The following is a 25,896-nucleotide window of genomic DNA, read 5'->3' as shown; positions in this document are numbered from 1 at the left end:
AAACTTTCCCCTGCCCCTAAATTGTAAATCCTTTTGCCTAATGCATCAACATGAATAACTTAAATGGTTACTATTGATTATTCTTCACAACATCTGAAATTTTCTTATCAATATTAGTGATTGTTGTATCGATATCTTGTTTATTAAGAATGTACAACTCTGCTTCAGGAATAACGCTGTTCTTCGCTTCGTCAGCGTATTTCTCTGGTACTGGAGCATCGCCCGGAACCGTATTAGTCATCGTATATTTCAAAGAATCTACATCAATTTTAGAAGGATCTTTTGAACCGCTTACGATTGTATCAACAAGCTTGTTCGTATCTGATTTTGCCCATCCGGAGAATACACGTCCACCAATTTCCAAGCCCTCTGAAGTATACCATCTAACAAATTCATACGCTGCTTGTTTGTTCTTAGACTTTGATGATACACCCATGTAAGTCGGTTGAACTGGTGAGTAGTGGTTGCTCTCCCCTTCCAATTTAGGAAGCGGTGCAAATGCAGTTACGAATGTAGCTGGAATGGTATCTGTACCACCGGATTCTGCTACCATCCAGTCACCCATCGGCAGCATTGCAGCTAATTTATTGAAGTATTGATTCCGATAAGCAAGCTTCTGCGAAATGATATCTTCATACATACTCGCGCTCTTATCTTCATACATCATCTTTTTCATCATTTCTAAGTTTGCCTTAAGAATTGGATCCGTTGCATTGGAAGTTCCATCTGTTTTCAAGTAGGTATTATCAGTTGGTTTACTCATTAATTGCAATTGGAAGTAATCAGGCCAGTTGTGCAAATATGCACCATAACGTTTGGTTGCACCTTCACCTTGAGTTAATTTCTGAGCATATTGGGTGAACTCATCCCAAGTCCAATTCGTTGGAACAGGTAAACCAGCCTCATCTAGCATTTCTTTATTCAGGAGAACGAACCAACGCTGCATGGAAGAAGGTAGGGCATAGATTTTGCCATTCACTTTGGTATCTACTAGATATTCATCTTCATACTTATAGCCATCTTTCTCAATATAGCTTTCTAGTGGTTCTAGTAGACCAATATCCGCACGTTGCGAATAGTTCGTATATGGTAATTCAATGATATCAAGTTGATCATTGGACGCTGCCATCAAGTCTAATTTTTGCATGGAAGCAATCGAATCACCTTTTTCATTCAATAGATCAAGTTCCACTTTAATATTCGGGTGGTTCTTCTCAAACTCTGGAATAATACTACTCCATTTCGCTTTCGCATCGGTTTGCCAAGTACTTATTTTTATTGTCACTTGCTCTGTAGTAGCCTCTGTCCCTTTATTCGCTGGGCTAGATTCTGGAGCTGCCGAATTCGAACCCCCATTGTTGCTCCCGCAAGCAGACACGAGCAATGCTAACGACAAGCATACAATCGTTGAAGATAATCTCTTTTTCATGTGGACCCTCCTAAATAGTATCGATCTTTTTTGTTTAAAGCCTAACTGTAAGTGCTTACAAACACATCCTACCACGATGACTTTTTATGCGAAGTTCTCAAATTTTACTGAAGACAAACTATTTTGACTTGTTTATCCTTTAACTCCACCAAGTGAAATTCCTTCAATAACTTGCTTCTGACCTATCGCAAAAATAATGAGCAACGGCAAGATTGCCGATACCGCACCCGCCATCATTAATGAGTAGACATCACCATATTGGTCGCCGAACAACCGGATTCCAAGCTGAATGGTAAATAGCTCTTTCGATTTCAAGAAAATAAGCGGATATTGATAGTCGTTCCAAGTCCAGATAAAACGAAGGATTGCATAGGTAGCTATCCCGGGACGAATGAGTGGGAGGGCAATTTGAAAGAAGGAGCGAAAATGTCCTGCCCCGTCCATTCTGCCTGACTCTAGAAACTCGTTGTTTACGCCCATAAAAAACTGACGAAGCATGAATGCTCCTATAATACTGAAACTATTAATCAAAATCAGACCCGCATGGGTGTCTATTAAATTCAACCAATTAAACAATAAGAATTGAGGAACTAGCGAAGCTTGCGGCGGAACCATGTACAAAGCAAGCACAAGTACGAACATTGCGTCTCTGCCACGGAAACGTAATTTAGAAAATCCATATGCTGCTAATGCACAGACAAATACATTGATAACGGTTGTAGAAATTGTTATGTAGATGGAGTTTAGATAATATTGTACAAAATCCCCTGTCCATACTTCCTTATAGTTCTCGAGCGCATTCCATTTACTCGGAATCCATTCGATCGGGAATTTAAATACATCCGTTTCAAACTTAAACGATGTCGAAATCATCCAGAAGAACGGTAGAATAAATAATATTCCGAGCAGTGCCATGACGATTGTCCACAATAACTTTGAGAAATTCAAGGTTTTCATTCTTTGATTCTCCCCTTTCCGAAGGAACTTAGTAGTTCACCCATTTTTTTTGTGCTAACATTTGCAGGCCGGTGATGAGCAGACAGATGAGGAACAGAATGAGCGCCATACTAGATGCATATCCCGTTTTCAGTTGATTAAATGCCGTATCATATAACTCATATACAATGACGGTCGTTGAATTCGCTGGTCCACCTTGTGTTAAGACCTGAATCAAATCAAAGATTTTGAACGTACCAATAATTCCCGTAACAAGTAAGAAGAAAGTAGTTGGAGAAATACATGGAACCGTAATACTTCGGAATTTCACCCACGTGTTTGCGCCGTCAATATCAGCAGCTTCATATAGATCTTTCGGAATGCTTTGCAAACCCGCTATAAAAATAATGATGTTGTACCCTAACATAATCCAAACCTGAATCATCATTAATGAAGGTAAGGCATAATCAATATCTGCTAGCCATTTCGGTGGATTATCAAAACCGATCGACATCAAGAAATTATTTACGGGCCCAAGTGAAGGGTGAAAGAGAACTTGCCACACCATGGCTAACGCTACGACACTTGAAATATAAGGTAAGAAATAGATGACTTTAAAGGCACCCTTAAAATAGACATGTTTGTCTATTAGAATCGCTAATATAAGCGAAACGACCAGAGTAATGGGTACGGTAATAATGAAGATTAAATTATTCAGCAAACTCTTCATAAATACATCATCATGAAATAATCTAACAAAGTTATTTAGCCCTGCAAATTCAATGGCACCAATTCCAGCTACGAAGTTCCAATTCGTGAAACTAAGTAGTAGAGATGCTACAACAGGAATTAACGTAAGAACAATAAGTCCGATCATTAAAGGAGCAACGAACAAATAGCCTGCAAATTGCTCCCTTGCCCCCATACTTAGATGGGCGAGTTTTTTTCCCCGTTTCATGTTTTTCCTCCTCAAAGGTGTGATTATATTCCCATTGTAGAAAAAACCAACTCAACTCATAAGCAATAGAAATGTGTGATTTGAAACTATTTTTACTTTTCCACTTATCTGTACACGAAAAAAAGCTACCCCAGTATTTAGAAATTTTAGGGAAGCTTCATTTAATAGATTCAATTTTCAAATCTCGTAAAAGGGAACCCGAAAATATGGATTCTCTGGGATAACTTAATTATGTTGTGTTATTTTCTCTCAGCTTATATATTAGTATATGGATGGTGACTTTTTCCAAATTCAAATTTAAAATGACTAATGTCACTTTAGGAGGGTAATATGTTGGGCCCCATGGTTTGGATTGACTTAATCGTATTCTTTCTATTGTTTGCTCTTTTTATCTATGTATTTGCTTCAGTTACAATCACTAACTTACATAAAGTTTATTTAGCATTCCACTTCTCTATGATGTTATGGCCTTTCTGTCAGTTTGTTATCAAAACTACGGATAACGCCCAGTTGCAATTATTCTATGTACAGTTTGCTTTTATTAATATGACTCTGCTCGCCGTTGGATGGCTACTTTTCACCCTTTTTCTAACCGGTCACTCCAAGTTTCTTACGAGAAAAATATCCTTAATGATTTATGTTCCTGTTATATTAGTAACGCTCGTCGCGATATTTAATCCAAAATCAATGTTTGTCCAACCTGTAGATGGGGGATATGTTCAGAGAGCTTATGGACCGCTTTTTTGGTGTATTGCTTCTATTTTCATAGGTTATCTAATAGTTTCGCTCTACTTCATGTATCTAGCATTAAAATCAGAAAAAAGTTCTCGGATCAAAAAACCAGTTATTCAAATGCGCAAAGGGATCCTAGTGATGACTGCATTCATATTTTTGGACATATTCCTTAATGTCGTTCCCCCGTTGCCCCTACCAGTTATTCCAGGATTGACATCTCTCGGTATACTTCTGTCTGCTTGCTTTTTCGTCATTGCAATCCGCCGCTATAAAGTATTTGATATCGTCACCATAGCTCATCAAGATATTATTGACACACTCATACTAGGGATTCTGGTACTTGATGATAACGAAACCGTCGTAGAGACTAATCAGTCGATGTCTCCCTATATCAATTTACAATTAGGTGATCGTTTCGAAATTGGAACCATCCTCACACAAGAGGATGCTGATAGCGAGGTTCGATTATTCCTCCAATCTTACCGAGAACGACCTCGAGAGAGAGCAGAAATCGAAGTGAAGTTTAATATAATTGATCATCGCCATATCAAAATTCATGCTGCACCGATTATGGTTAGCAATATCATGGTTGGACGAATTCTTACTTTTCAGGATACGAGTGAGCTTCATCGTCTCATTGAAGAGACAAATTTCCAGAATGAGATCCTCCAAGTTCGCAATCAATCGTTAATTGGAATTCAGCATGAACTTTTTCAGACCAATCAGAAACTTGAGCAAATGGCTATCACCGATAGTCTGACAGGTTGTTACAATCGCCATTATCTGACACAACGATTAGAGCACGAAGTGATGATGAATATGAAATATCAGCTTCCATTTGCATTATTTTTATTGGATATCGACTTTTTCAAATCAGTTAATGACAATTACGGACATTTGGTCGGTGATGACGTGTTATGTAATACTGTCGAAGCAATTAATCAAACACTGAGGAAAAGTGACATTCTAGCTCGTTATGGTGGAGAAGAATTTATAATCTACTTACCCAATACGGATCAAGCTCAGGCTAATATCATAGCTGAACGGGTTAAATTTGCTGTTGAATCGAATAAAGTTACCATTAAAAACGTAGCCTTTCCACTATCGATTACAGTAAGTATGGGCTTTCTCTCTATTCATGAGTTTTTGAAAGAACCTTCAAACAATCCCAAGACAATCCTAAATGAATTGTTTGAATCCGTAGACAAAGCCTTATATCAAGCGAAAAGTGAAGGTCGAAATCGGATTGTTAGTATAGTTGGGTAAGATAGAGCTAAATTTTTATATCAATCTTATTCAGCACACTTGTCTCTTCTTTATGCTGCAATGCATTGGCATCGTTTTTTTGTTTCTCGATCTCGATTTGGGTTTTCTTGGTCATCAATGCTGTGATCTGCATATCAATCAAAGCTATTTGCTGACTCAAAGCATCCAGCTTATCTTGTGCAGCTTTATCCAGTTTCCCACTGCTCACAACCTCAGAAACTTCCTTAACTAATGCAGTTTTACGTTTCTGCAATTGTTTAATTTGACTGTCGATATCTCTAGTGCCAGCCGCTGAATTAGAAACTTGACCCGATGTTGACGATGAAATATTCATTCCGATTCCTCCTCAATAATTATTATATATAGAATAAGCACTACCTTTAATATCGGTTATTACAAAAAAAATTAAAGTGTGCTGTCTTGTATATCGCTTATACCTAGAGAAAGCCCAAGCAAATTTCTGCTTGGGCTTTCTCTACCTTATCCCTCTAATACATCTCAAAGAACCGTACGAATGACTTCTTGAATCAACTCGTCTACTTGAACGACCAGGATATGTACACGGTGGCATTTGGGTTATCAACACTACGTAGTAGCCTTACATCTCCGAAGCACCTCATTATGGCTGGTACAATGATTATGATTATTCCCGCTACAATTATCTTTTGGGTTGGACAAAGATACTTCACCGAAGGCATTGCGACGACGGGAATCAAAGGTTAACCAGATCTATTAATCGATGCTCTACTTAATCCACCAACATAAACAGAAACCACGTCAAGCGGACGTGGTTAGCTTGTTTTTATTGATGAAGCGTGATTGCATCTTTAGCCTCCCTCATTTCCCTCCCCCCATCATCATACAATGGTACAAATCACTTATTTCGGAGGTATCAAAGAAATGGGTAATGTTATAAGTCAGGTAGATAAGGAAATTCAACGACTGACGGAAGCGCTTATTGAGCAACAGCAGCAAGATGGATCCTGGCGTTTTTGTTTTGAGAATGGAACGACCATAGATGCATATGTAATCATTCTCTTTCGCACTTTGAACATAGAGAACGAAGTCCTTATTCAGCAGTTACATGCTCGAATTCTCGCCGAACAACAACCTGATGGATGTTGGAAATTGTTCTCCGATGAAGAAGATGGAAACTTATCAGCTACAGTTGAAGCCTATTATGCCCTTCTCTATTCCGGTTACAGCCAAATAACCGACGAGACGATGCAACGGGCCAAACGTTATATACAATCTAAGGGCGGTCTCGGAAAAGTCAACAGTCTTTTGACCAAGTCGATCCTTGCTGCTACTGGACAAAGTAAATGGCCAACATCTATCTCCTCCATCCCACTAGAACTTCTACTTTTCCCCTCTTCTTTTCCAATCAACTTTTTTGAGTTTTCAGGATACTCAAGAGTCCATCTAACCCCCATGCTAATCATGGCTGATCGAGACTTTTCTATACAAACAACCCAAACACCTGATCTAAGCGAACTTATCAGTCAAAGTAATGACGTCGAGGAGCAGAATTCCCGTGAATTTCAGGAGATGCAGGACAGCATCCAACAAGGCCTAAGCAGACTCTTTGGAACTCCTCATAAAACTCATAAAGCTGCCACAACAAAAGCTGAACAGTTCATTTTGCAGCGCATTGAATCGGACGGTACCCTCTACAGCTATGCCAGCAGCACAATTCTCATGATTTTCGCTTTACTTGCCCTAGGTTACGATAAACAGCATCAACTAATCACTCATGCCGTGCAAGGCATAACAGCTATGCAATTCCGCTCTAACGGCACAACGACGATTCAAAACTCCCCCTCTACCATATGGGATACCGCTTTACTCTCCTACGCTATGCAGGAATCAGGAATTCCTGCTGACCATGTCGTGATTCGTCGCGCTACTGCGTATCTGCTCTCCAACCAGCAGAACAAATTGGCAGATTGGAGTATTCATAATCCTAATCCCATACCCGGAGGATGGGGATTTTCAGAAACCAACACCCTCAACCCAGATGTGGATGATACTTCGGCTGCTTTACGAGCAATCAAAAGTTTATCCCATACGGATTCAACATATTTAGATTCGTGGAATCGTGGACTTCATTGGATTATATCCATGCAAAATAAAGACGGCGGCTGGCCAGCATTTGAAAAAAATACAAACAAAGAAATACTCACATGGCTCGCAATAGACGGTGCCAAGTCTGCTGCCATTGATCCCTCGGAAGCTGACCTTACTGGACGCACCTTGGAGTATCTTGGGAACTCTGCGGGACTAAGGACTAAGCATGACTTCATCAAAAGGGGAACTAACTGGCTCATTCATCATCAGGAGAAGGATGGATCTTGGTATGGAAGATGGGGGATTTGTTACATTTATGGTACTTGGGCTGCGCTGACTGGCTTAAAGGCAACAGGCATATCCTCTGACCATGAAACTATACAAAAAGGAGTGAAATGGCTATTAGGTATACAAAACCAAGATGGTGGATGGGGAGAATCCTGCAGAAGTGATCGCCGCAAGTTCTACATTCCTTTAGGAGAAAGTACACCTTCTCAAACCGCATGGGCGTTAGACGCACTCATCTCTGTTCATTCGCAGCCAACAGCTGCAATAAATAAAGGCATCAATAGACTTATCGCTTCCCTGCAAGAGGATAATTGGACTACCCCTTATCCGACAGGTGCTGGTCTTCCGGGTTATATTTATATTCATTATCACAGCTACCGATACATATGGCCGCTCCTTACACTGAGTCACTATAGAAGGAAGTATGGGACTTAAGGATTGTTGCGAACGCACAAATAATAGGACATCATTTACCTTATTTTTCGTAAATGATGTCCTATCTTATTGTTGTTTCAATTGAAGTAACTGTTGCAGTAGATCCTCTAATTCTTTTCCTGGTAAAGCTCTTAATAAAACTTCGTTAAAAGTCCCTCGTGCCCTATTGAGTTTGTCCTGACCCAGTTGTGTCAATGAAGTATAGACATTTCTGCGGTCATTTTCGCAAATATGTTTTTGTAATGCTCCGCAGCCTTTTGCTTCAAAACGACTAACTAGTCTGGATACCGCACTCTGGCTTAAGGAAACCATAGACTCCAATTGATGCAATTTAAGCTTTTTCTCAGGTGCTTGAGATAAAAATAAAAGCAAGTAAAATTCTTTTAAAGACAATTGATGTTGTTCTAGCAGATTAGATTCTAGCTCATTGGCCACGTTCATTTGTATATGTGTTAGCGACAACCACGTGCCTATATAGTCATTATTAATTTCATTTCCCATGTCATATATCCTTTCCAGAGCGTAAAGCTAATGTTGAATGAGTTATATATTACTTTTTTCATATTATAACATTAGGTTCATCATATAACGAGCATATGAGCGCCATGGTACTCCATTCATCTTCTCTTATAAAAGACAGAGACCCACTTCACCATCAAGTGGGTCTCCAAGACATCAAACTTAGTTTTAGTTTTTTATTTCGTTATTCTTGGAAAACCAAACTGATATTGTCTAGGGAAGTCTGTCTCTTGGTTAAGTTGAACCGCAGCTTCCAGCGTCCAATGTGGATTTCTTAGCATTCCCCGTCCTACCGCAACAAGGTCAGCTTCTTCATTACCAATTACAGCATTGGCCAGTGCAGGTTCATCCAATTTCCCAACCGCAATAACAGGAACATCTAAGCGCTGCTTGATTTCTCTCGCCAGAGGAACTTGATAACCTGCATGCGTACCCGGTCTACCAGCAGCGGCAATTTCACCTTCCCCACCTGAACTAATGTGGAACATATCCACACCAGCTTCTTTATATGCCTTACTGAATTCCGCACTCTCGTTAATTCCATATCCACCTTCTACATATTCCATAGCAGAGATACGCATAATCAATGGCATATCGTCCGGCATCACACTTTTTGCAGCACGTATAACTTCTGTACCGAATAGAGTTAGATCCTGTCCATACTCATCTGATCTACGGTTAGTTAACGGTGAATGGAATTGGTGGATTAAATATCCATGTGCACCGTGAAGCTCGATCACATCAAATCCTGCTTTAACTGCCCGTTGTACACCCAGACGGAACTTCTCAACCATTTCTTTTACTTCTAATGTCGTGAGTTCTCTTGGCGTTTTATATTTTTCGTTAAAAGCAATAGCCGATGGTGCTACAGGAACGGCTGCATCTTCCGCCTTACGTCCTGTATGACCAATTTGAATCCCCACTTTAGCACCATAGGAATGGCATGCCTCAACGATTCTTGCCAACGCAGGAATGTGTTCATCGGACCAAATTCCGAGGTCATAATCAGAAATCCGACCATCTGGCTCCACATCGGTCATTTCAACAATAATTAAACCCGTTCCACCAATTGCCCGGCTTACATAATGCACGTAATGCCAGTCCGTTGCTATTCCATCTTTCGCTGGTACAGAATACTGACACATAGGTGGCATAACCACCCGATTTTTTAATTTCAGACCTTTTAACTCATAAGGTGTAAATAAATGATTCATAATATCTTTCTCTCCTTTTCGCTAATCCCTTAGTTTGGGATATTCTAAGTATGGCAGGAACAGCGCTCTTTAATTTAATGTATGCTCATGCATTGATTATATGGATAAAGTAACTTACTGTCAAGCCAGCTCTCACTGTACTCCACTATTATAAAAAATCCCGAAGTGCCACGCTGGCAGCGTTGCACTTCGGGGTTATCAGGATTAGTATTTCTGGCTGCCGATCCGGCTACCTTCTACTAGATGATTATTCTTTCACCGAGGCACAGCCAAATCGAAACATTCTGCTCATCGTGGTAGGAACAACGGAGGCATGGTTTTCTTCGGGCGCTACATAGGTTCCAACCGTAAGGTGATACTTTTGCAGAATCTCCCTCAGTTTGTCAGCATCCTCAATCATAAAACCCTCATCTTCTCCAACGGTGATCATTATATTATTGTGCTCAGACGGCATCATATTCGCTGCAAACTGCTCTGCATAACGAATTAGTTCATGATTGTTCCACCAGACCGACGGACTGACAGCAAGATAGGTTTGGAACAACTCCGGTCTTGTAAATTTAACCCATAATGAAAAGTAACCACCCAAGGAGTGACCATACAAAGACTGCTTTGAACTATGAATAGGGTAATGCTGTTGGACATACGGCATCAATTCTTGTTCTATAAAAGCAAGAAAGTCCACTGCGCCCCCATGTGGTCCTAGTTCGCTATCTTGTAGGCGGGGAGGGTAGATATAGTCATCAGCAGGTGCTGTAAAGTCATAAAATCTTCTCTTTGTTGTATCCGATTCCTGATGACCTATTCCAATAACAATAGCTTTATCAACATGTGTTCTGGGTGCGTTTCGAGATTGAAGATGCACAACATCACGTGCAATTTGAAAATAGGAGCAACCATCGAGCACATAAAATACGGGATACCCCCCTGTTGGGACTTCTCCCTCAGGAACGTAAACCCGTATATCATAGGTATAACTAGCTTTCTGAGACGGGAACTGAAAATGATCACAATGCGAGAGCACGAGTTTTGTTACTTCCATTGCTTTCTTCCTTCCTTTCTGCAATTACATCGTAGCTGTAGCATATAGGTGTCCCTGTTTCTGGATCTTGCATAATTTTCGCATCAATTTGAAAGACCGCTCTCATAACTTCATTTGTCAAAATGCTTGAAGGACTTCCTTGATTGACAATCGTCCCATCTTTCATGGCAATAAGTTCATGAGAGAAGCGGGCAGCATGATTGATATCATGAAGTACCATAACAATAGTACATTGATGCTCTTCATTTAGCGCTTGGACAATTTGTAATACTTCAAGCTGGTGAGCCATATCTAAATAGGTTGTTGGTTCATCTAGCAAGAGGATACTAGTCTCCTGCGCTAATGCCATGGCTAGCCATACTTTTTGCCGCTGTCCACCTGAGAGCTGCTCAATATCTCGTGCCCTAAAAGCAGTCGTATGTGTAATATCCATCGCCCACTGAATAACTTCTTGATCCTTTGCAGCGAGCCTTCCGACATTTTTACGATGTGGATACCGACCATATGAGATTAGTTCTTCGACTTTTAACCCCGATGGGGCGATTGGATTCTGAGAGAGAATCGCTATTTTTTTGGCAATTTCCTTCGTTGAGAGTAATTGCATATCTTGCTCTTGCAAATAAACCTTACCGCTTTTTTGCTGCAAAATCCGTCCAATTGTTTTCAGCAAGGTAGATTTACCGCAGCCGTTAGGTCCGATAATCGTGGTTATTTTACCAGCTTGAATCGAAGTATTGAGATTTTCAAAGATCGTATTTTTCTCATAACCTGAGCTCAAGTCTTCCATACGTATGACATTCTGCATCTATTGTCTAGCCTCCTTATGCCTTTGATTTGACTAGTAAGTATAAGAAATAGGGAATGCCTATAATAGACACGACAATACCAACTGGCAATTCCGATGGTTCAAACACCGTTTTACTAATATAGTCCGAGATTATTAATAGAAACATTCCCACTCCTGCACTAACGGGCATGATCAATCGATGACGAAGCCCTACAAGACTTCTGGCGATATGTGGCGCCATTAATCCGATAAAACCAATGCTTCCAGAAACAGAAACGCAGGCGCTGATGAGCCCTACACTGCATAAAATCAAAATAATTTTTTCCTTCTCAACGGAAATTCCCAGACTAGTAACAGTTCCTTCTTCAAGCTGAAAATAATCAAGTAAATGTGACTTTCGATATATAATCACGCTTAATATTACGATCCAAGGAAGCATGGACAACACGAATATCCAGTTCGCATTGTATATACTACCTACCATCCAGACCGCAGCCATCTCGAAATCCTGAGGATTCATTTTTAAGGAAATATACATCGATAGCGCCCCAAAGCCACTATTAATGGAAATTCCCGTTAAAATCAAACGTTGCATATCCATTCGACCATTTTTACGTGAAAAAATCAGGATGAGTGCTGCTGCAAGTGCTCCTCCTACAAAACCAAAAAGGGGCATCATCATAGTAGATGTCCAACTACCATCTGTAATGTGCTTAGCTTTCATTTGGAAGAGAAGTAAGAATAGAACAATGGAGGCTCCAGCCCCAGCGTTAATACCTAAAATGCCCGGATCAGCTAGACCGTTTCGTGTTACTCCCTGCATCACTGTCCCGGCAATACCAAGCCCAATTCCGACGAGCATAGCAATAACAATACGTGGAAGTCTAAATTCAAAAATAACGAGATCATGTTTAGGGTTAGGGTCAATGCGCAACAAGGTTTTGATGACATCCCAAATGCTCATATCAAACGAACCATTCGTTATATGGAGATAAAATGCCCCAAATGTTAAAAGAAAGATCACAAATAAGGTCAGTAAAAAGCGATTTGTTCTAAGCACTCTTCTCCCCTCCTTTAGTGCGAATTAGATAGAGAAAGAAGGGTACACCAATGACTGCGGTGACAATTCCAATTGGCGTTTCGAACGGGTAATTGATGAAGCGACTTATAATATCACAGAAGGCAAGAAATATAGATCCGACTACCGCCGAACACGGAATAACATAACGATAATCTACTCCCACTATAAATCTGACAATATGCGGGATCACAAGTCCAACAAAAGCGATTTTCCCTACTAGAGCCACGGACGTTCCCGTCAAGAATACGACAGCTAACATGCTTAGCGCCTTAACCCATTTGGTTCTTTGTCCTAGTCCAACCGCTATATCTTCCCCAAGTGAAGCGACGGTTACCGATTTGGAAGTGAACAATGCCAGCAATAGCCCGATGATACCAAAAGGAATGGCAATCCTTAACATATCAACATCAACAGCATGAATTTTGGCATTGTACCAAATGCTAACCGTTTGCGAAACTTGATTGAACAATGCGATTGCCGAAGCGATACTGCTTAGGAAAGTACCAATAACAGTTCCGATAATCGCCAGCCTAACTGGAGATAGTCCATTTCGAATAACTGATCCAAAGCCAAATACTAAGCCTGCTCCAAGTGCCGAACCGATCATAGATAAAATGATCATTTGGTAATTGGACAAGCCTGGGAAAAAGACTATCGCCAATGTAATGACAAATGCAGATCCGTCATTAACACCCATAATGGAAGGAGAAGCTAAGTAATTTCTTGTAATCCCTTGCATGATCGCCCCTGCCACCGCTAAAAAAGCACCCACCAGTAGAGCAGCGACTACGCGAGGAATGCGAGAACCTACAATAATATTGTGATCAACATTATTGGAATCGAACTCCGTAATCGCTTGCCATGCAGTGAGTGCAGATATATCCTTTGTTCCGTATAGAACTGATATTACGATGGCGAGGAGTATGAAGAATGGGGAGATAGCCAATATCATAATTGGTATCCAATTCGTTTTCTTCGTACTCATATATCGCACCTTATTTCAATAAGTTTTCAATCGCTGCATCGAGGAACTTAACTTTAGACCAAGCTGTTCCACCTTGTGCAAGTGGATCAATAGCGTTTACGAAAACATGATTATTTTTAGCTGCTTCCGTACTTTTGAAGATTGCATTGTCTAACAACTTTTCAAGAGCCTTTGGTGCATCCGTATTCTCAGACGTTTCGAATTGAAGGAAGATATAATCCGGATTCAAGTCGGCCAGTCCTTCTAGCGAAAGCTCAGCTTGCGCCTCTGTTTTTGCTATGACATCTGGAATGGTTACGCCCAAATCATCATATAGAATAGGGTTCAAATACACGCCTGCAGGATATACACAAATGGAACCTTCACGAATTCGAAGTATAACTACTTTCTTATCTTTTAAGGATTCACTAATTTTAAGTTTTGCTTCAGCAGCTTTTGTATCGTAATCTGCAATAATGGTAGATGCTTGAGCTTCTTTACCGGTTAATTGGGCAAGAAGGTTAAGATTATCTTTCCAATTCGTTGAAATATGAGAGTACGGAATCATGGTTTGTATTTTGTTCAGCGCCCCTGCTACCTCGTCGCCAAATTTAGAACTTCCTAATATAACATCCGGATTTAATCCCAAAATAGCTTCATTATTTGGAGCGAATTTATCACCTATAAGAGCCGCGCCCGCAAGTTCTTTTTCTAGATATGTAGGGATAGCATTAGCAATAGACAATACACCCACCGGTTTAACTCCCAAAATCGCAGCATCTTCCATAGATTCCAGACTTGCTGCAACAATATTATTCACTTGTGCTGGCAAAGTATAGTCTTTACCAAGATAAGTTATAGTTTGTTCAGAAGATGTTGTCTCAACAGCTGGTTTATCTACGGCAACTGTTGCTGGTTCCGTCGGGGCAACATTTGCTTCATTCTTATTATCACTACCACATGCTGCAAGGCTCATTGCTAGTAATACAGTTGTTCCTGCGATAAATAGTCTCTTCATTATAAAATTCTCTCCCTAAAATAGTTGATGTTAATCATTATAAGGATAATGATAATCATTATCAACCATTTTTTTTGGAGATTTTGTCACTTTGTTAATCCAGGAAACAAAATAGCTAATCCGCGGATAAAGTACTTAATAAAATAAGGATCATCGTGAACCCCTTCAGGATCAGTCTCGAAGCAGAGTTGCTTGGTCGGTGAATGTAGCTTATCACAAAGAATCTGATAACCTATTTTGTTATTGGCCACCATCTGTCTTTGTATATTTTGTTTGGTTATGCCTTCCTTTTCACCGATGTACATATAAGCCTGCAAAGCAGGATCTAACGGCTCTGACGACATAAATTCTATAAAACCTTCATACCAAAGTGAACTAGATAAAAGCATATATTTCTTAAATAGATGATTCTTCTTATACATCGCATATAACGAGATAAGTCCGCCTAATGAAGCTCCTCCTATTGCTCGGTCCAAAGGATCCATCGATATTCGGTACTGACTTTGAATACAAGGAATAATTTCATTTTCTATAGCATCCAAATACGCAACACCCTCCCCGGCGAAAGCGGGGAATTTATCTGCTAAAGCCGGGTGCGGCCACGGTGTATATTCATCATTACGTTCGGTTGAGGATACCCCTGCTAAGACAACAGGGGCTGCAACTCCTTTTCTTACATTCTCTTCGATTTCCATTAGTACATCCTGAAATAATTCAGCACCATCGTGTACCAATAGGATAGGAAACAGTCGATCCGATTGATCATGATATTCCTTAGGGAAGTAGAGGGTTATAGACCGTTCGTTACAGTATATTTCCGTAATTGTTCCTTCTATTTGCGGGTAAATTGACATAGGAATGCCCCTCCTTAATGTGATCTAGCAATTAGGTTTAGAAAAGCCCCCATTTTTTCTTGCAGCTATTCTTTCGGGAAATATCCACAACTTCACTAACCCCCGCTTTAATAAATTTATTGAGTAGGGCTTCCTCACTATTCTTCAGCTTATAATCCATTTCCTCAGCATATAGCGGAAATAGATTATAGAAGTGCACCACTTTTTCGTCGGAAATATTTAAGTTAAAGAAACCTACTTTATCTTCTACCTCTGGAAGCCAGAGCAACATCCCCTGAAAAAATGCATCATCACTATATGCCTGTACTGGATTACCATTCGCAACTGTATGTCCTAAATAGAGCCAAGTATTATACTCATGTGGAAACTTTGCTATTACTTTTAGCGCCCGAATTGGCCAATAATTTCTTTCATCCTTAAAAGCCTCATCTGACAATTTCCAGGTAGGAGGAAGGCATATCATAACTTCAGCATGTCTATATTCCTCCGCTCCTTCTGGAACCGTCATAGGTGATGCACTCATACCAGATGTAATTAAAGTATAATAATTGCGTTTAGGTGTAGGATCAACTACTAGTATATCTACTGTGATATGATCAGGTATGATTTCTTTATATACATTATTAATTGTACCAACATGCTTTTCAACATGATTGTAGATCTGCTCAGAATATCCAGTCGAATTATCCAAAATATGTACCTCCTAAAATGTAGGTTTTACGATAATTGGAAATTCGACGAATTTGTATAAAATACCTTCTCTTTAATGGTTTTTCTTCCTTATCTCACTCTTCTAATCACAGTTTGAATTAACAAAGTGACAACAACCAGTAATATCGCAGTACCCATAAGCCAATACTTTTCCTCAAAACTACCCTTTGACATAGAAAATAGAAATAGCTTTCCAAGATACTTACTCCCTGCTGCCATGTTAAAGACGTAATAAAAGAGCGACACCATGTAACCGACCGCAATATTATCACTGATTCCACTGAAAAACACCCCAACAGCACCTAAGAAAAAGGCACCGAAAAAAGTGCCTATAGTATACTTTAATACAGGAAAGTTGCTACCATTTAAGCTCATAAAAAGAGCAAAACACAGAATCATTATAAATATAGTAGTAACAGAAGTGATCATTCGAATGAGATAAATTCCACTTTGCGAGGTACATTTCGTTTCAATAAGCTCGCGTATATCCTTTTGCTGTTCTGGCATAAAGATAGGAGTCAGCAGAACGATTCCTAACAATACAACAATCATCTCAAGCGGAACCGCAGATGCTGCAGCGTCCAGATTGCCTATTCCGAAGAGTAAGGGCGTGAGACAAAGAAGTAACAAGGCAGTTAATATGTGAATTAGAAAATTATGCTTTAGATTCGACTTTGCGATGAATGAATATTTTCTTAATACTACCGAGAACATCGAGCTTCCCCCTTCTTTTCAGTTCATAGATCCACACGGATAAGACAACAAGGGCAATAGCCAGAAGTGTATAACTAATTCGATTGATCACAAGCGTGTTGAAGTTGTCCAAGTAGACATCTGTATTTCCGACCTTATTATGCCGTATGACAAGATCACTTCCGTAACCGCCGTCTATGTGCTGTAACCCCATATTGATCCCAATAAACCACCAAATCCCTTGTGCTGCTATTGCAATCGGAGTATCTGTTAATACCGTCAAGCAGACACCCACTGCTGCCGATACCATAATGGAAGGTAGCAGAGATCCACAGGAGTATTTGATAAAAGCAAAGAGATCTATATCAACACCTCTATACTGATTTGCAGTTTGAACAGTCACATAGAGTGCCATCAGCAGAACCGGCAAGAACAAGGCCGCCACCATGGCAAAATAACGAGTAAACATGAATCGGAAGGAAGATATTCTTCTCGTGTACAGAAGTTCCTGTATTTTAGCTCGGCGATCTTTCAACCCTAACGCGACCGCTACAAAAACCGGAAATATAGAAAGAACAATACCTAAATAATCACAGAATACCCGCGCTAAGGCCCCTGTTATTTTATCCTTTTCTACGATAGCCTTGTATTCTACTAGTGCATCTTCATAAGTCATAGGAACACTACCAAAATCCGTAAGGTTGCTATACTTAGAACCCCCGCCAATGAGCTTATCTGCATCCTTCATTAGTTCTCGGAAACGTTCGTAAGTCAGCTTTTGATCAATGGAAATTCTCGAAGGTAGAACCTCTTCCCCTTCCCCCGGAACAGTAACTGTTATTTCACCGCTTTCATTTGTTACCATATCACCTTCACCAAATGTAATCCCTGCTCCATCTGTACCTGCGTCCGCCATCAAATCGTCCTTGGAGATCCCCGTCATTTCGGACAAAATGGCGACCATTTCACCTTGTTTCTTGTCTCCTAACTTCACATTTTTATAAAATCCTATGGGATACGCGATATATGAATTAGCCGAGAATTCGCCATACAAAGATTCAACAGCATTCGGAATGATGATCTCCTTATTCTCTTCATACTTCACGCCATAGCTTTGTAATCCCTTCTGTGGCGCTTCTATTTTTGCAACACTAGTCTCATATTGTGTAACATACATTAACAGTAAAATACCGACAAAGATTAGATAAGTGAGACTCATGATTGTTTTCTTGAATTCTTTCAAGAACATCATAGATTCCCCCCTAGCTGGTGTGCTGCAACGCCACTTTCATGCATACGTAGCATATAAGCGTCCTCGATGTTAGGCTCACAAAGGATTGCGTTTGTGGTTGGTTGTTCATTTGCGAGCAATCGGACATTAACCCGTTCCCCCATGGTTAACATACCTGTCACGATATACTTTTCTTTTAATGCATTTAGTTCTATTCTCGCTATTTCTGCGGTATAGACCTTATTCGTAGCCGTTCTAGTGAGTTCTTTGACCGTACCTTTGTATAACAATTTTCCGTTATCCATAATCGCAATATCTTCGCAGGTCGCTTCAATGTCACCAACAATATGCGTGGAAAGAATTACGATTCGTTCCTCGGCAAGTTCACATAGTAGATTGCGAAAACGAATCCGTTCCTCAGGATCCAGACCTGCTGTCGGTTCATCTACGATCAGCACCTTTGGATCATGTAATATAGCTTGAGCGATACCCAGTCTTCTTTTCATCCCGCCCGATAGAGCCTTTACCTTGGTTCGATGATGATCACCTAAATTCACCTTTTCAAGAAGCCCCGGTATTCTACCTTTCCGTGTTTTGCGGTCAAGTCCTGACAGAACCCCAAGGTAATCCATAGCCTCATACACTTTCATACTAGGATACATGGAGAACTCCTGCGGTAGATAGCCCGTAATACGACAGATTTCCTTCGCATTCTGAATCGGAATTCCACAAACCGTAATATCACCGCTTTTTTTGTTCAGTAAAGTAGCGAGAGTTTTCATCAGCGTCGTTTTCCCTGCACCATTTCTACCAAGAAGTCCAAACATACCTTGACCAATCGATAGATTAATATTTTGTAAGGCGTGTTTCTTTCCATAAAACTTGTTTAGATTTGAAATCTCGATTTGCATGTTGTCCATAAAAAAAATACCCTCCTTGTTTGCTCTCAAGGAAAGTATAGTGGTCACTTTTCAATTATTTATCAACTTTTGCAGATCGAATTTCGCCGTCCCCTTGGCTCCCCCAATTTCATTGTTGGATAACAGAAATTCGCCACCATGCTTCTCACAAAGCGTCTTGCATATATATAGTCCCAAACCAAAATGAACACTTTCCTCACTATGAGTCCTGTAAAATGCCTTTGTTCCTTGCTTAAGATCCTCATGTGAAAAACCACATCCATCATCAGACACCTCAATAATCAGCTCTTTCCCCATAACTTGTAAAGTAATCTCTATATACCCTTTGGCAAATCTAAGGGCGTTTGACAGCAGATTATCTATAACTCGTAGAACAATTTTAGAATCCACATTAATGAATTCATCTTTAATATGATTAACAACGTTTATATTAATGGCGAATTGGTTCCCCAACATCTGCGCAGTAGAAGTAATCTGTTCGACTAGCTCGCGGGCGTTTGTCTCTCTAGCAGATATCGAAATGTCTTCTAATTTCTGCACATCATTCATTGTCGCAACATAATTTTCAATTCGTTCTGTATGTTTCGATATGGCGAATACAGTTGACAGTAATTTCTCCTCACTTACCTTGTGATGTGGAATATAGTTGCTGAGAAAGTCCGAATAACCCCTTAGAACGGTCAGAGGTGTTCTCAAATCATGAGCAAACACAGCATTCAAACGTTTCCGTTCCTCCATCATGCGCCACATTTCACGGTAATTGTTCTCAAGCGAACTACGCATCGTTTCAAGTGAGGCACACAGTCGCCCCATTTCATCCTTCGACTCATAACGTAGCGAAAAATCTAAATTATGCTCAGCAATTTTAGCTGCGGATTGATTAATAAGTTCAATCGGCTTCTTCAGCTTATTTCGATAAAATAAAAAGGCGGCAAGAATAATGCAGCCACCAAAAAAAACAGGAATCGTCAATGTTGAAGAGAGATCAATAAATTTCAGTAACACTTCATCTTTTTGAGAAATCGTTACTTCACTATTTTCTGTCCCCAATGAAAGTCTTACCGATCTTCCAGCAGCATCTGTAAAGTCGCTATATTCAAATGTTACATATTTCTTATTGATAGCGTTCTTCCATTCATCAAGTCCATTAAACGAAAGACTACTTAACACGGTAGCCAGCAACATAAACCCAACGGTATAGACAATGAGTGTCTTTTGAATCGACAGGTTAAACCAAATACGCTTTATCCTATCCATTTATATCCCACTCCCCAAACCGTCTCAATATAACTCATACCGCCCACCATAGAGAGCTTAGCACGAATTCTACGGATATGTTCGGCGACGACAGAGCTATCACCCTTGCCGTCAAAACTCCATATGCACTCGTAGATCCGTTCCTTATCAAACACCTGTCCACTGTTCATTGACAGAAATTCAATAATATCAAATTCTTTTTTGGCAAAAGATAACGGCTCATGTTTATAAGATACCGTACGCTCCCCGTAATCAATGACTAAATCACCGGCAAAGTTTACTTTGGATTTAGTTTGATTTCTCGTCTCACGACGTAAATGGGCGGCGACTCTTGCACCAAGCTCGTCAATTGAAAACGGCTTAACGATATAGTCATCTCCGCCCACACGAAATCCATTGATCTTATCAGCGTCCTCAATCTTTGCAGTCAAGAAAAGAATTGGACATGAAACATGATTTCTGATAATTTTGCAGACCTCAAGTCCGTCCATAGCGGGCATGTTGATATCGAGCAGAATAATATCAGGCTCTTTCCCTGCTTGGTCTAGTGCTTCTGTTCCATTCTTTGCGGTTAGAACGAAATAACCGATAATCTCAAAATAATCTCGAAGTAAGTTAACAATATCGATTTCATCGTCAACAATTAGTATTTTAGTCTGCAATTTTTCACACCTCTACCAAAGAGAGTAAAGCTTAATTATCAACTTTCTATCAACTTTTAGTGCATCTACTAGTTTATATAGTTTAACCTGCACCATGAAATTTATTCCATGCCATTATGAACGTTATCCGGTCTTTCTGCAATTACATTTGAGTTGTTCACATGTTATTTGATGAACCACCTCATTCACTTAGACTATTATTTGAAGGTGTCATCGTCACCTGCTCCACTAGTTTTTCGGGTTTAATAGTATTTTTCGAACGGCAATTCATGATTTCAACCTCTTCACCATTTTCAATGTAGAAGGCAGGTCCTTCATGGTTCTCAATCGTCACATGACTAAATTGAATATCCCTTACATTGCCCAGATAAAAGCCACGATTGTGCATTTTTTCGATGCCCGTTAACATATCTGGATGACCTGGAACTGCATTTTTCGCCATCGATATATCGATATTGGTAAATGTAATCTCCGAAACATATTGCTCCGCAAGCCCATATAAGAAACCCGCAGCAGCATGGACATTACGTGCGGTAATATTGGCAAAATGGATACGTCTAAAACATGGAGTTTCATCCGTAATCGGATAGGGGTTTTTATCCCACACATATTTTTCTTTACCACGAGGTCCGCAGAAATAATACAGATTTAAAGTGAACGGACATATCACGTCTTCCATCACAATATTACTAATCCGAATATCTTCTATCGTCCCCCCACGTCCCCGTCTTGATTTCATCCGAATCCCACGATCAGTTTGTTTAAAGACACAATTGCTAATGGTTACATTACGAATATCGCCGCTCATTTCACTTCCAAGTACAACGCCCCCATGTCCATGAACCATCGTACAGTTGGTGATCGTGATATTCTCACAAGGAATCCGCTCTTTGGTGTCTTCGGTTCCCGCTTTTATCGCAATACAATCATCACCTACATCAATATTACAGTTACTAATATGAACATTAGAGCATGATTCAGGATTAATGCCGTCTGTATTCGGCGAATCGGCTGGATTAAGAATAGATAAGTTATCGATCGTGACATTGTAGCAAGCGATAGGATTGACGGTCCAGCTGGGAGAGTTCACAAGTGTCACATCTTTCAGCGTTACCCGCTGACAGCCCTCAAGGCCGATTAAAGTTGGTCTAGGGTATTGTAACTCCTCGGGATGATTCCGAAATTTATCCCACCAAGGTCCTCCATTCCCATTTAAAGTTCCACTACCTGTGATCGAGATATTGACTAAATCCTTTCCATAGATACAAGGAGCATAAACCAGTCGATTTACGCCTTCCCATCTACATTCCACCACAGGATAATCCGCTGGATTCGTACTAAAAGAAAGGATTGCACCCGGGCTTAAATTCAATTCAATGTTACTTTTCAAAGAGATCGCACCCGTCAGGTATGTACCGGATGGAACATACACCGTTCCTCCCCCTACTTCACTTGCCGCTTCGATGGCACGCGAAATTGCATCTGTCGCTAACGCTTCACTATCCTTGAAGGCCCCAAAATCCACAATGTTATACACTTGCATGATATTATTCTCCTCCCCTATTCTATTGCCTGATCTAACCTCTTAATTGTTCGTACTCAGCGCAGGCCTGCAAGAAAGCTCCGATGCCTTTTTGGTCATTCGTAACTATAGGTTCGCTAATATAATAGGCATAAGTACCATCTCGCCCATCCGCTCCGCCTAAACCAGCTACTTGGCAATTTTTATTTAAATTGACCCATCCTTCTTTGGTTTCAAGTACAAACTCTATGATAAGTCCTAGATATGCTGAGTCTAATGATTCATACCAGGTATCATTTAATACGCCCAACCGAATCCCCTTAGCCATGGTATATACGATCATGCTAGAAGCGGAAGCCTCTAGGTAATTCCCTTTTCTCCCACCCAGATTCACCACTTGGTACCAGACTCCAGTTTCTCTATCCTGGTATTTCTTCAGAGCAGATAAAGTCTCATTCAAAATACGCACCAATTCATCGTAATCTGCATGCTCAGTTGGTAATAATTCCAGTACGTCCACTAATGCCATGACATACCATCCTAGAGAACGTCCCCAAAAGTTAGAGGATAATCCGGTCTCTGAATCACACCAAGGTTGTAGATGTTGCTCATCCCATGCATGATACAGCAGTCCCGTTTCGCTATCTCTCGTATGTTTATCACACAGAATAAATTGTTTCGTCACATCATCAATGCCCTGTCCTTCTTCAAATGTCAGCAAGTATTCCAAATAGAAGGGTGCTCCCATATAGAGACCATCCAACCAAATTTGATAAGGATATATTTTTTTATGCCAAAAAGCACCTTCCGAGGTTCGTGGATGTGACTTTAACTGCTCTCTTAATAAATCTGCTGCCTTTTTGTATTTCTCCTGCTTGGTTTCCTTGTATAGGCAAAATAATAACTTCCCGTTGTTAATGTGATCAATATTGTATTCATCAAGTTGATATCCTCGAATACTGCCATCCTCTTGAATAAAGTAGTCCATATTATCTTGGATAAATTGAAAATACTTGCGCTCCCCGGTCTGCTTCCAAAGGTATTCAAATCCTTTTAACACCACACCATTGTCATATGCCCATTTACCTTGCTGATCCTTGTCTTCATACAATTTTGGACATCGTTCCATGATAGAATTTGCTGTTTTAATACTCCACCGTGACGTTTTCATCCCCTACCTCCAAAATAAATATAATTATAAAAGGACCCAATCCCCTGATTACCTTCAATCCCAGAGAATCAAGTCCTTTTCTAGTGAAAATATAAGACTTCTAACTATTAAAGATTGAGTAAAGTTTGCATTTCAACACATGCCATAACCAACGCCCCAACTCCATGTAAGTCATTACTTACCTTTGGTCGTGTTACATAACTCTCATAATCTCCTGCTGAAGTACCGATACAGATATCCGGTAAAATCAGCCTCCCCTGTTCATCCCATTGAAGCACGTTGATTAAGCCCTCGTATCCTTTTTTAGCAGCAACCAAAGCATCTTCCCCGGTGATTCCTTGCTTCACTGCTTTGGCAATCGTATAAACGAATAAACATGATCCCGAAGTCTCCAGCCAATTATCTCGTTGATCTCCTTTATCGACTACCTGATACCAGAGTCCACTCTCCTTATCCTGATAACGAATAAGTGCGGATACAAAATCACGCAAATTAGAAGCAATCTCCACTCGCCCAGGATCATGAGCAGGCAACAGATCTAGAAATTGCGATAATGCGAGACCATACCAGCCAAGCGATCTGCTCCAGAATTCTGGAGAACATCCACTTTGCGGATTGGCCCAAGGCATACGCCGACTTTCATCCCAAGCATGATACAATAAGCCAGTTGCATCATCCTTCATATACTTACGCATTAACTTCTCCTGATGTAGTACGGTTTCACGTAAGCCTTCATCTCCATAGACATTGGCATACTTCAAAGAGAATACTCCTGCCATATAGAGCCCATCTAACCACATTTGATGCGGATACTTATCCTTGTGCCAGTACCCACCCTCAGAGGTTTTATTTAACGTAAGTAACAAGTTTCGTAACTTATCTGCAGCAATTTTGTACTTAAGCTTGCCTGTCCGTTCATGAAGTTTAAAGAGTAAAAGGCCTGCCTGCACAGCATCCAGTTCATCTCGGGCAAAGTATAAGTTACCGTTATCATCTACCAGATCGTCTACATATTGTTGAATATAATCAATGTAGCGATCTTCATGAACCGATTCCCACAGGGATTCCATTCCACAGAGAAATACCCCTTGATGATAGTGCCAACGGTGTGCAGGAGGAAGCTCACCTGCTGCGTAATTGTCCATTAACGAATCACAGGCCTTCCTAGCCCATTCCATAGGTGTCTGCGGCCGACTCACAGTCATTTCAAAGCTCCTTCCAAAATGAAATTTTCTCTCTTCTACCTCTTGTCTAGCCTTTCATAGATCCTAACATTGCACCCTTAGCAAAGTGTTTCTGCATAAACGGATACACCGATAGAATTGGTATAGTTGCGACAACAATAACAGCCATTTTAATCGTTTGGTCCGGCGGTGGATTCGTGGCATCCAGTGTAGCGCTGTGATCCATACCACTAGCAAGGACTACAATTTGTCTCAGTAGAACCTGAATCGGCCATTTAGCACTATCATCCAGATACAGAATGGCATTCATGTAGTTATTCCAATATGTAACCGCATAGAATAAGGAAATCGTTGCAATCGCCGGCATGGATAGCGGTAATACAATCTTGAACAATATTCCAAAATCAGTACAACCATCAATTTTAGCTGATTCCTCAAGACCTTCAGGTATATTTTGAAAAAAGTTCTTGAGAATGATCATATTAAATGCACTTATCGCAGATGGAAGAATGAGAGCCCAATAAGAATCGATCAGCCCTAATTCCTTCACTACTAGAAATGTAGGAATCATTCCACCATGAAACAACATGGTGAATACAACCAAGAAGTTCACAACATTACGCCCATCCAAATCCCTTCTCGCAAGACCGTATGCCATAAGCGCAGTTAATAGCATGCTTACCATTGTACCTATTAGCGTAACACCGATGGAAACACCCATTGCCTTAAATATCGTATTTGTTGAGAAGATAAACTTGTATGCATCTAGACTCCATACCTTTGGAATCAGCACAAATTTATTAGCCGCTAATTCCGCACTCGTTGTGAATGAGCCAGCTACGACATGGATAAAGGGAAGTACAGTAATCAAAGCGATGATGGCTAACAACGTAAAGTTAAATGCAGCAAAAAGTCTACCGCCTATAGATCTGTCTTCTACCATTTTGATTCC

General features: G+C 40.3%; 25 protein-coding genes. 3 read left to right on the top strand and 22 right to left on the bottom strand.

The window, feature by feature from the left end; all coding sequences use genetic code 11:
• Positions 1–70 precede the first annotated feature (70 nt).
• The 3 genes from NST85_RS09830 to NST85_RS09820 all read right to left on the bottom strand — a co-directional run bounded on the left by NST85_RS09830 (position 71) and on the right by NST85_RS09820 (position 3,323).
• Positions 71–1,429 (bottom strand): ABC transporter substrate-binding protein, encoded by a 1,359-nt coding sequence (locus tag NST85_RS09830; protein ID WP_307393665.1) that lies wholly within the window; start codon positions 1,427–1,429, stop codon positions 71–73.
• 132 nt (positions 1,430–1,561) lie between these two features.
• Complete coding sequence (locus NST85_RS09825) at positions 1,562–2,386, bottom strand: carbohydrate ABC transporter permease (RefSeq protein WP_307393670.1); 825 nt, start codon at positions 2,384–2,386, stop codon at positions 1,562–1,564.
• 28 nt (positions 2,387–2,414) lie between these two features.
• Positions 2,415–3,323, bottom strand: coding sequence for a carbohydrate ABC transporter permease (locus NST85_RS09820; protein WP_307393673.1), 909 nt, complete (start codon positions 3,321–3,323; stop codon positions 2,415–2,417).
• A gap of 330 nt (positions 3,324–3,653) precedes the next feature.
• Here NST85_RS09820 and NST85_RS09815 point away from each other — a divergent pair, with 330 nt between their 5' ends.
• Positions 3,654–5,324: a histidine kinase N-terminal 7TM domain-containing diguanylate cyclase gene (locus NST85_RS09815; RefSeq protein ID WP_341189167.1), complete on the top strand. Its 1,671-nt coding sequence runs from the start codon at positions 3,654–3,656 to the stop codon at positions 5,322–5,324.
• Positions 5,325–5,331: 7 nt separating this feature from the next.
• Here NST85_RS09815 and NST85_RS09810 read toward each other — a convergent pair whose 3' ends face one another.
• Entirely contained in the window at positions 5,332–5,658 is a 327-nt protein-coding gene (locus tag NST85_RS09810; RefSeq protein WP_127192674.1) for a FlxA-like family protein, read from the bottom strand.
• A gap of 188 nt (positions 5,659–5,846) precedes the next feature.
• Between NST85_RS09810 and NST85_RS09805 the strand changes: the two genes are divergently transcribed.
• Both NST85_RS09805 and shc read left to right on the top strand, forming a co-directional pair.
• The gene (locus NST85_RS09805) at positions 5,847–6,047 is read left to right on the top strand and encodes a hypothetical protein (protein WP_341189166.1); all 201 of its coding nucleotides are present in this window, start codon (positions 5,847–5,849) and stop codon (positions 6,045–6,047) included.
• Between the two features lie 177 nt (positions 6,048–6,224).
• Positions 6,225–8,114, top strand: a complete 1,890-nt coding sequence (gene shc / locus NST85_RS09800; RefSeq protein WP_341189165.1) for a squalene--hopene cyclase — start codon at positions 6,225–6,227, stop codon at positions 8,112–8,114.
• A gap of 66 nt (positions 8,115–8,180) precedes the next feature.
• Here the strand turns inward: shc and NST85_RS09795 are convergent, their stop codons facing one another.
• From NST85_RS09795 to NST85_RS09710, 18 genes are all read right to left on the bottom strand, one after another.
• Positions 8,181–8,615, bottom strand: coding sequence for a MarR family winged helix-turn-helix transcriptional regulator (locus NST85_RS09795; RefSeq protein WP_341189164.1), 435 nt, complete (start codon positions 8,613–8,615; stop codon positions 8,181–8,183).
• Positions 8,616–8,809: 194 nt separating this feature from the next.
• Entirely contained in the window at positions 8,810–9,847 is a 1,038-nt protein-coding gene (locus NST85_RS09790) for an NADH:flavin oxidoreductase/NADH oxidase (protein ID WP_341189163.1), read from the bottom strand.
• Positions 9,848–10,094: 247 nt separating this feature from the next.
• Positions 10,095–10,889, bottom strand: coding sequence for an alpha/beta hydrolase (locus tag NST85_RS09785; protein WP_341189162.1), 795 nt, complete (start codon positions 10,887–10,889; stop codon positions 10,095–10,097).
• Positions 10,855–11,694, bottom strand: coding sequence for an ABC transporter ATP-binding protein (locus NST85_RS09780; protein WP_127192668.1), 840 nt, complete (start codon positions 11,692–11,694; stop codon positions 10,855–10,857). Before NST85_RS09780 ends, NST85_RS09785 begins: the two co-directional genes overlap by 35 nt.
• A gap of 16 nt (positions 11,695–11,710) precedes the next feature.
• A complete protein-coding gene (locus tag NST85_RS09775) occupies positions 11,711–12,736 on the bottom strand; it encodes a FecCD family ABC transporter permease (protein ID WP_127192667.1) in 1,026 nt (341 codons plus the stop codon).
• Positions 12,729–13,742, bottom strand: a complete 1,014-nt coding sequence (locus tag NST85_RS09770) for a FecCD family ABC transporter permease (RefSeq protein WP_127192666.1) — start codon at positions 13,740–13,742, stop codon at positions 12,729–12,731. Before NST85_RS09770 ends, NST85_RS09775 begins: the two co-directional genes overlap by 8 nt.
• A 10-nt stretch (positions 13,743–13,752) precedes the next feature.
• Entirely contained in the window at positions 13,753–14,739 is a 987-nt protein-coding gene (locus NST85_RS09765) for an ABC transporter substrate-binding protein (protein ID WP_127192665.1), read from the bottom strand.
• An 86-nt stretch (positions 14,740–14,825) separates the two neighbouring features.
• Complete coding sequence (locus tag NST85_RS09760) at positions 14,826–15,593, bottom strand: alpha/beta hydrolase (protein ID WP_341189161.1); 768 nt, start codon at positions 15,591–15,593, stop codon at positions 14,826–14,828.
• A 37-nt stretch (positions 15,594–15,630) separates the two neighbouring features.
• Complete coding sequence (locus NST85_RS09755; protein WP_341189160.1) at positions 15,631–16,284, bottom strand: suppressor of fused domain protein; 654 nt, start codon at positions 16,282–16,284, stop codon at positions 15,631–15,633.
• A gap of 89 nt (positions 16,285–16,373) precedes the next feature.
• Positions 16,374–17,018, bottom strand: coding sequence for an ABC transporter permease (locus tag NST85_RS09750; RefSeq protein WP_127192662.1), 645 nt, complete (start codon positions 17,016–17,018; stop codon positions 16,374–16,376).
• Positions 16,960–18,249, bottom strand: coding sequence for a hypothetical protein (locus NST85_RS09745; RefSeq protein ID WP_341189159.1), 1,290 nt, complete (start codon positions 18,247–18,249; stop codon positions 16,960–16,962). Before NST85_RS09745 ends, NST85_RS09750 begins: the two co-directional genes overlap by 59 nt.
• Entirely contained in the window at positions 18,246–19,148 is a 903-nt protein-coding gene (locus tag NST85_RS09740) for an ABC transporter ATP-binding protein (RefSeq protein ID WP_341189158.1), read from the bottom strand. The genes NST85_RS09745 and NST85_RS09740 overlap by 4 nt, the downstream gene beginning before the upstream one ends.
• 51 nt (positions 19,149–19,199) lie before the next feature.
• Positions 19,200–20,405, bottom strand: coding sequence for a HAMP domain-containing sensor histidine kinase (locus NST85_RS09735; RefSeq protein ID WP_341189157.1), 1,206 nt, complete (start codon positions 20,403–20,405; stop codon positions 19,200–19,202).
• Positions 20,393–21,067 carry a response regulator transcription factor gene (locus NST85_RS09730; protein ID WP_127192658.1) on the bottom strand — a complete coding sequence of 225 codons (675 nt, stop codon included), beginning with the start codon at positions 21,065–21,067 and terminating at the stop codon, positions 20,393–20,395. The genes NST85_RS09735 and NST85_RS09730 overlap by 13 nt, the downstream gene beginning before the upstream one ends.
• A gap of 181 nt (positions 21,068–21,248) precedes the next feature.
• Positions 21,249–22,610, bottom strand: a complete 1,362-nt coding sequence (locus NST85_RS09725) for a glycoside hydrolase family 28 protein (protein ID WP_127192657.1) — start codon at positions 22,608–22,610, stop codon at positions 21,249–21,251.
• Positions 22,611–22,644: 34 nt separating this feature from the next.
• Positions 22,645–23,760 (bottom strand): glycoside hydrolase family 88/105 protein, encoded by a 1,116-nt coding sequence (locus NST85_RS09720; RefSeq protein WP_341189156.1) that lies wholly within the window; start codon positions 23,758–23,760, stop codon positions 22,645–22,647.
• A 107-nt stretch (positions 23,761–23,867) separates the two neighbouring features.
• On the bottom strand, positions 23,868–24,965 hold the full coding sequence (locus NST85_RS09715) for a glycoside hydrolase family 88/105 protein (RefSeq protein WP_341189155.1): 1,098 nt from the start codon (positions 24,963–24,965) through the stop codon (positions 23,868–23,870).
• A gap of 46 nt (positions 24,966–25,011) precedes the next feature.
• Positions 25,012–25,887: a carbohydrate ABC transporter permease gene (locus tag NST85_RS09710; protein WP_127192654.1), complete on the bottom strand. Its 876-nt coding sequence runs from the start codon at positions 25,885–25,887 to the stop codon at positions 25,012–25,014.
• Positions 25,888–25,896: the final 9 nt, after the last annotated feature.

Origin of the sequence: Paenibacillus sp. FSL K6-2524 (assembly GCF_038005525.1) — a bacterium.
Lineage (GTDB): Bacteria > Bacillota > Bacilli > Paenibacillales > Paenibacillaceae > Fontibacillus > Fontibacillus anaericanus.
The sequence above is the reverse complement of the archived record's forward strand: the minus strand, read 5'-3'. Positions and strand labels throughout refer to the sequence as shown.

Excerpts from the sequence above, each read along its gene's own strand:
- NST85_RS09830 (WP_307393665.1), bottom strand. The coding sequence starts at position 1,429 with ATGAAAAAGAGATTATCTTCAACGATTGTATGCTTGTCGTTAGCATTG.
- NST85_RS09825 (WP_307393670.1), bottom strand. The coding sequence starts at position 2,386 with ATGAAAACCTTGAATTTCTCAAAGTTATTGTGGACAATCGTCATGGCA.
- NST85_RS09820 (WP_307393673.1), bottom strand. The coding sequence starts at position 3,323 with ATGAAACGGGGAAAAAAACTCGCCCATCTAAGTATGGGGGCAAGGGAG.
- NST85_RS09815 (WP_341189167.1), top strand. The coding sequence starts at position 3,654 with ATGTTGGGCCCCATGGTTTGGATTGACTTAATCGTATTCTTTCTATTG.
- NST85_RS09810 (WP_127192674.1), bottom strand. The coding sequence starts at position 5,658 with ATGAATATTTCATCGTCAACATCGGGTCAAGTTTCTAATTCAGCGGCT.
- shc (WP_341189165.1), top strand. The coding sequence starts at position 6,225 with ATGGGTAATGTTATAAGTCAGGTAGATAAGGAAATTCAACGACTGACG.
- NST85_RS09795 (WP_341189164.1), bottom strand. The coding sequence starts at position 8,615 with ATGGGAAATGAAATTAATAATGACTATATAGGCACGTGGTTGTCGCTA.
- NST85_RS09790 (WP_341189163.1), bottom strand. The coding sequence starts at position 9,847 with ATGAATCATTTATTTACACCTTATGAGTTAAAAGGTCTGAAATTAAAA.
- NST85_RS09785 (WP_341189162.1), bottom strand. The coding sequence starts at position 10,889 with ATGGAAGTAACAAAACTCGTGCTCTCGCATTGTGATCATTTTCAGTTC.
- NST85_RS09780 (WP_127192668.1), bottom strand. The coding sequence starts at position 11,694 with ATGCAGAATGTCATACGTATGGAAGACTTGAGCTCAGGTTATGAGAAA.
- NST85_RS09770 (WP_127192666.1), bottom strand. The coding sequence starts at position 13,742 with ATGAGTACGAAGAAAACGAATTGGATACCAATTATGATATTGGCTATC.
- NST85_RS09765 (WP_127192665.1), bottom strand. The coding sequence starts at position 14,739 with ATGAAGAGACTATTTATCGCAGGAACAACTGTATTACTAGCAATGAGC.
- NST85_RS09760 (WP_341189161.1), bottom strand. The coding sequence starts at position 15,593 with ATGTCAATTTACCCGCAAATAGAAGGAACAATTACGGAAATATACTGT.
- NST85_RS09750 (WP_127192662.1), bottom strand. The coding sequence starts at position 17,018 with ATGTTCTCGGTAGTATTAAGAAAATATTCATTCATCGCAAAGTCGAAT.
- NST85_RS09745 (WP_341189159.1), bottom strand. The coding sequence starts at position 18,249 with ATGATGTTCTTGAAAGAATTCAAGAAAACAATCATGAGTCTCACTTAT.
- NST85_RS09740 (WP_341189158.1), bottom strand. The coding sequence starts at position 19,148 with ATGGACAACATGCAAATCGAGATTTCAAATCTAAACAAGTTTTATGGA.
- NST85_RS09735 (WP_341189157.1), bottom strand. The coding sequence starts at position 20,405 with ATGGATAGGATAAAGCGTATTTGGTTTAACCTGTCGATTCAAAAGACA.
- NST85_RS09725 (WP_127192657.1), bottom strand. The coding sequence starts at position 22,610 with ATGCAAGTGTATAACATTGTGGATTTTGGGGCCTTCAAGGATAGTGAA.
- NST85_RS09720 (WP_341189156.1), bottom strand. The coding sequence starts at position 23,760 with ATGAAAACGTCACGGTGGAGTATTAAAACAGCAAATTCTATCATGGAA.
- NST85_RS09715 (WP_341189155.1), bottom strand. The coding sequence starts at position 24,965 with ATGACTGTGAGTCGGCCGCAGACACCTATGGAATGGGCTAGGAAGGCC.
- NST85_RS09710 (WP_127192654.1), bottom strand. The coding sequence starts at position 25,887 with ATGGTAGAAGACAGATCTATAGGCGGTAGACTTTTTGCTGCATTTAAC.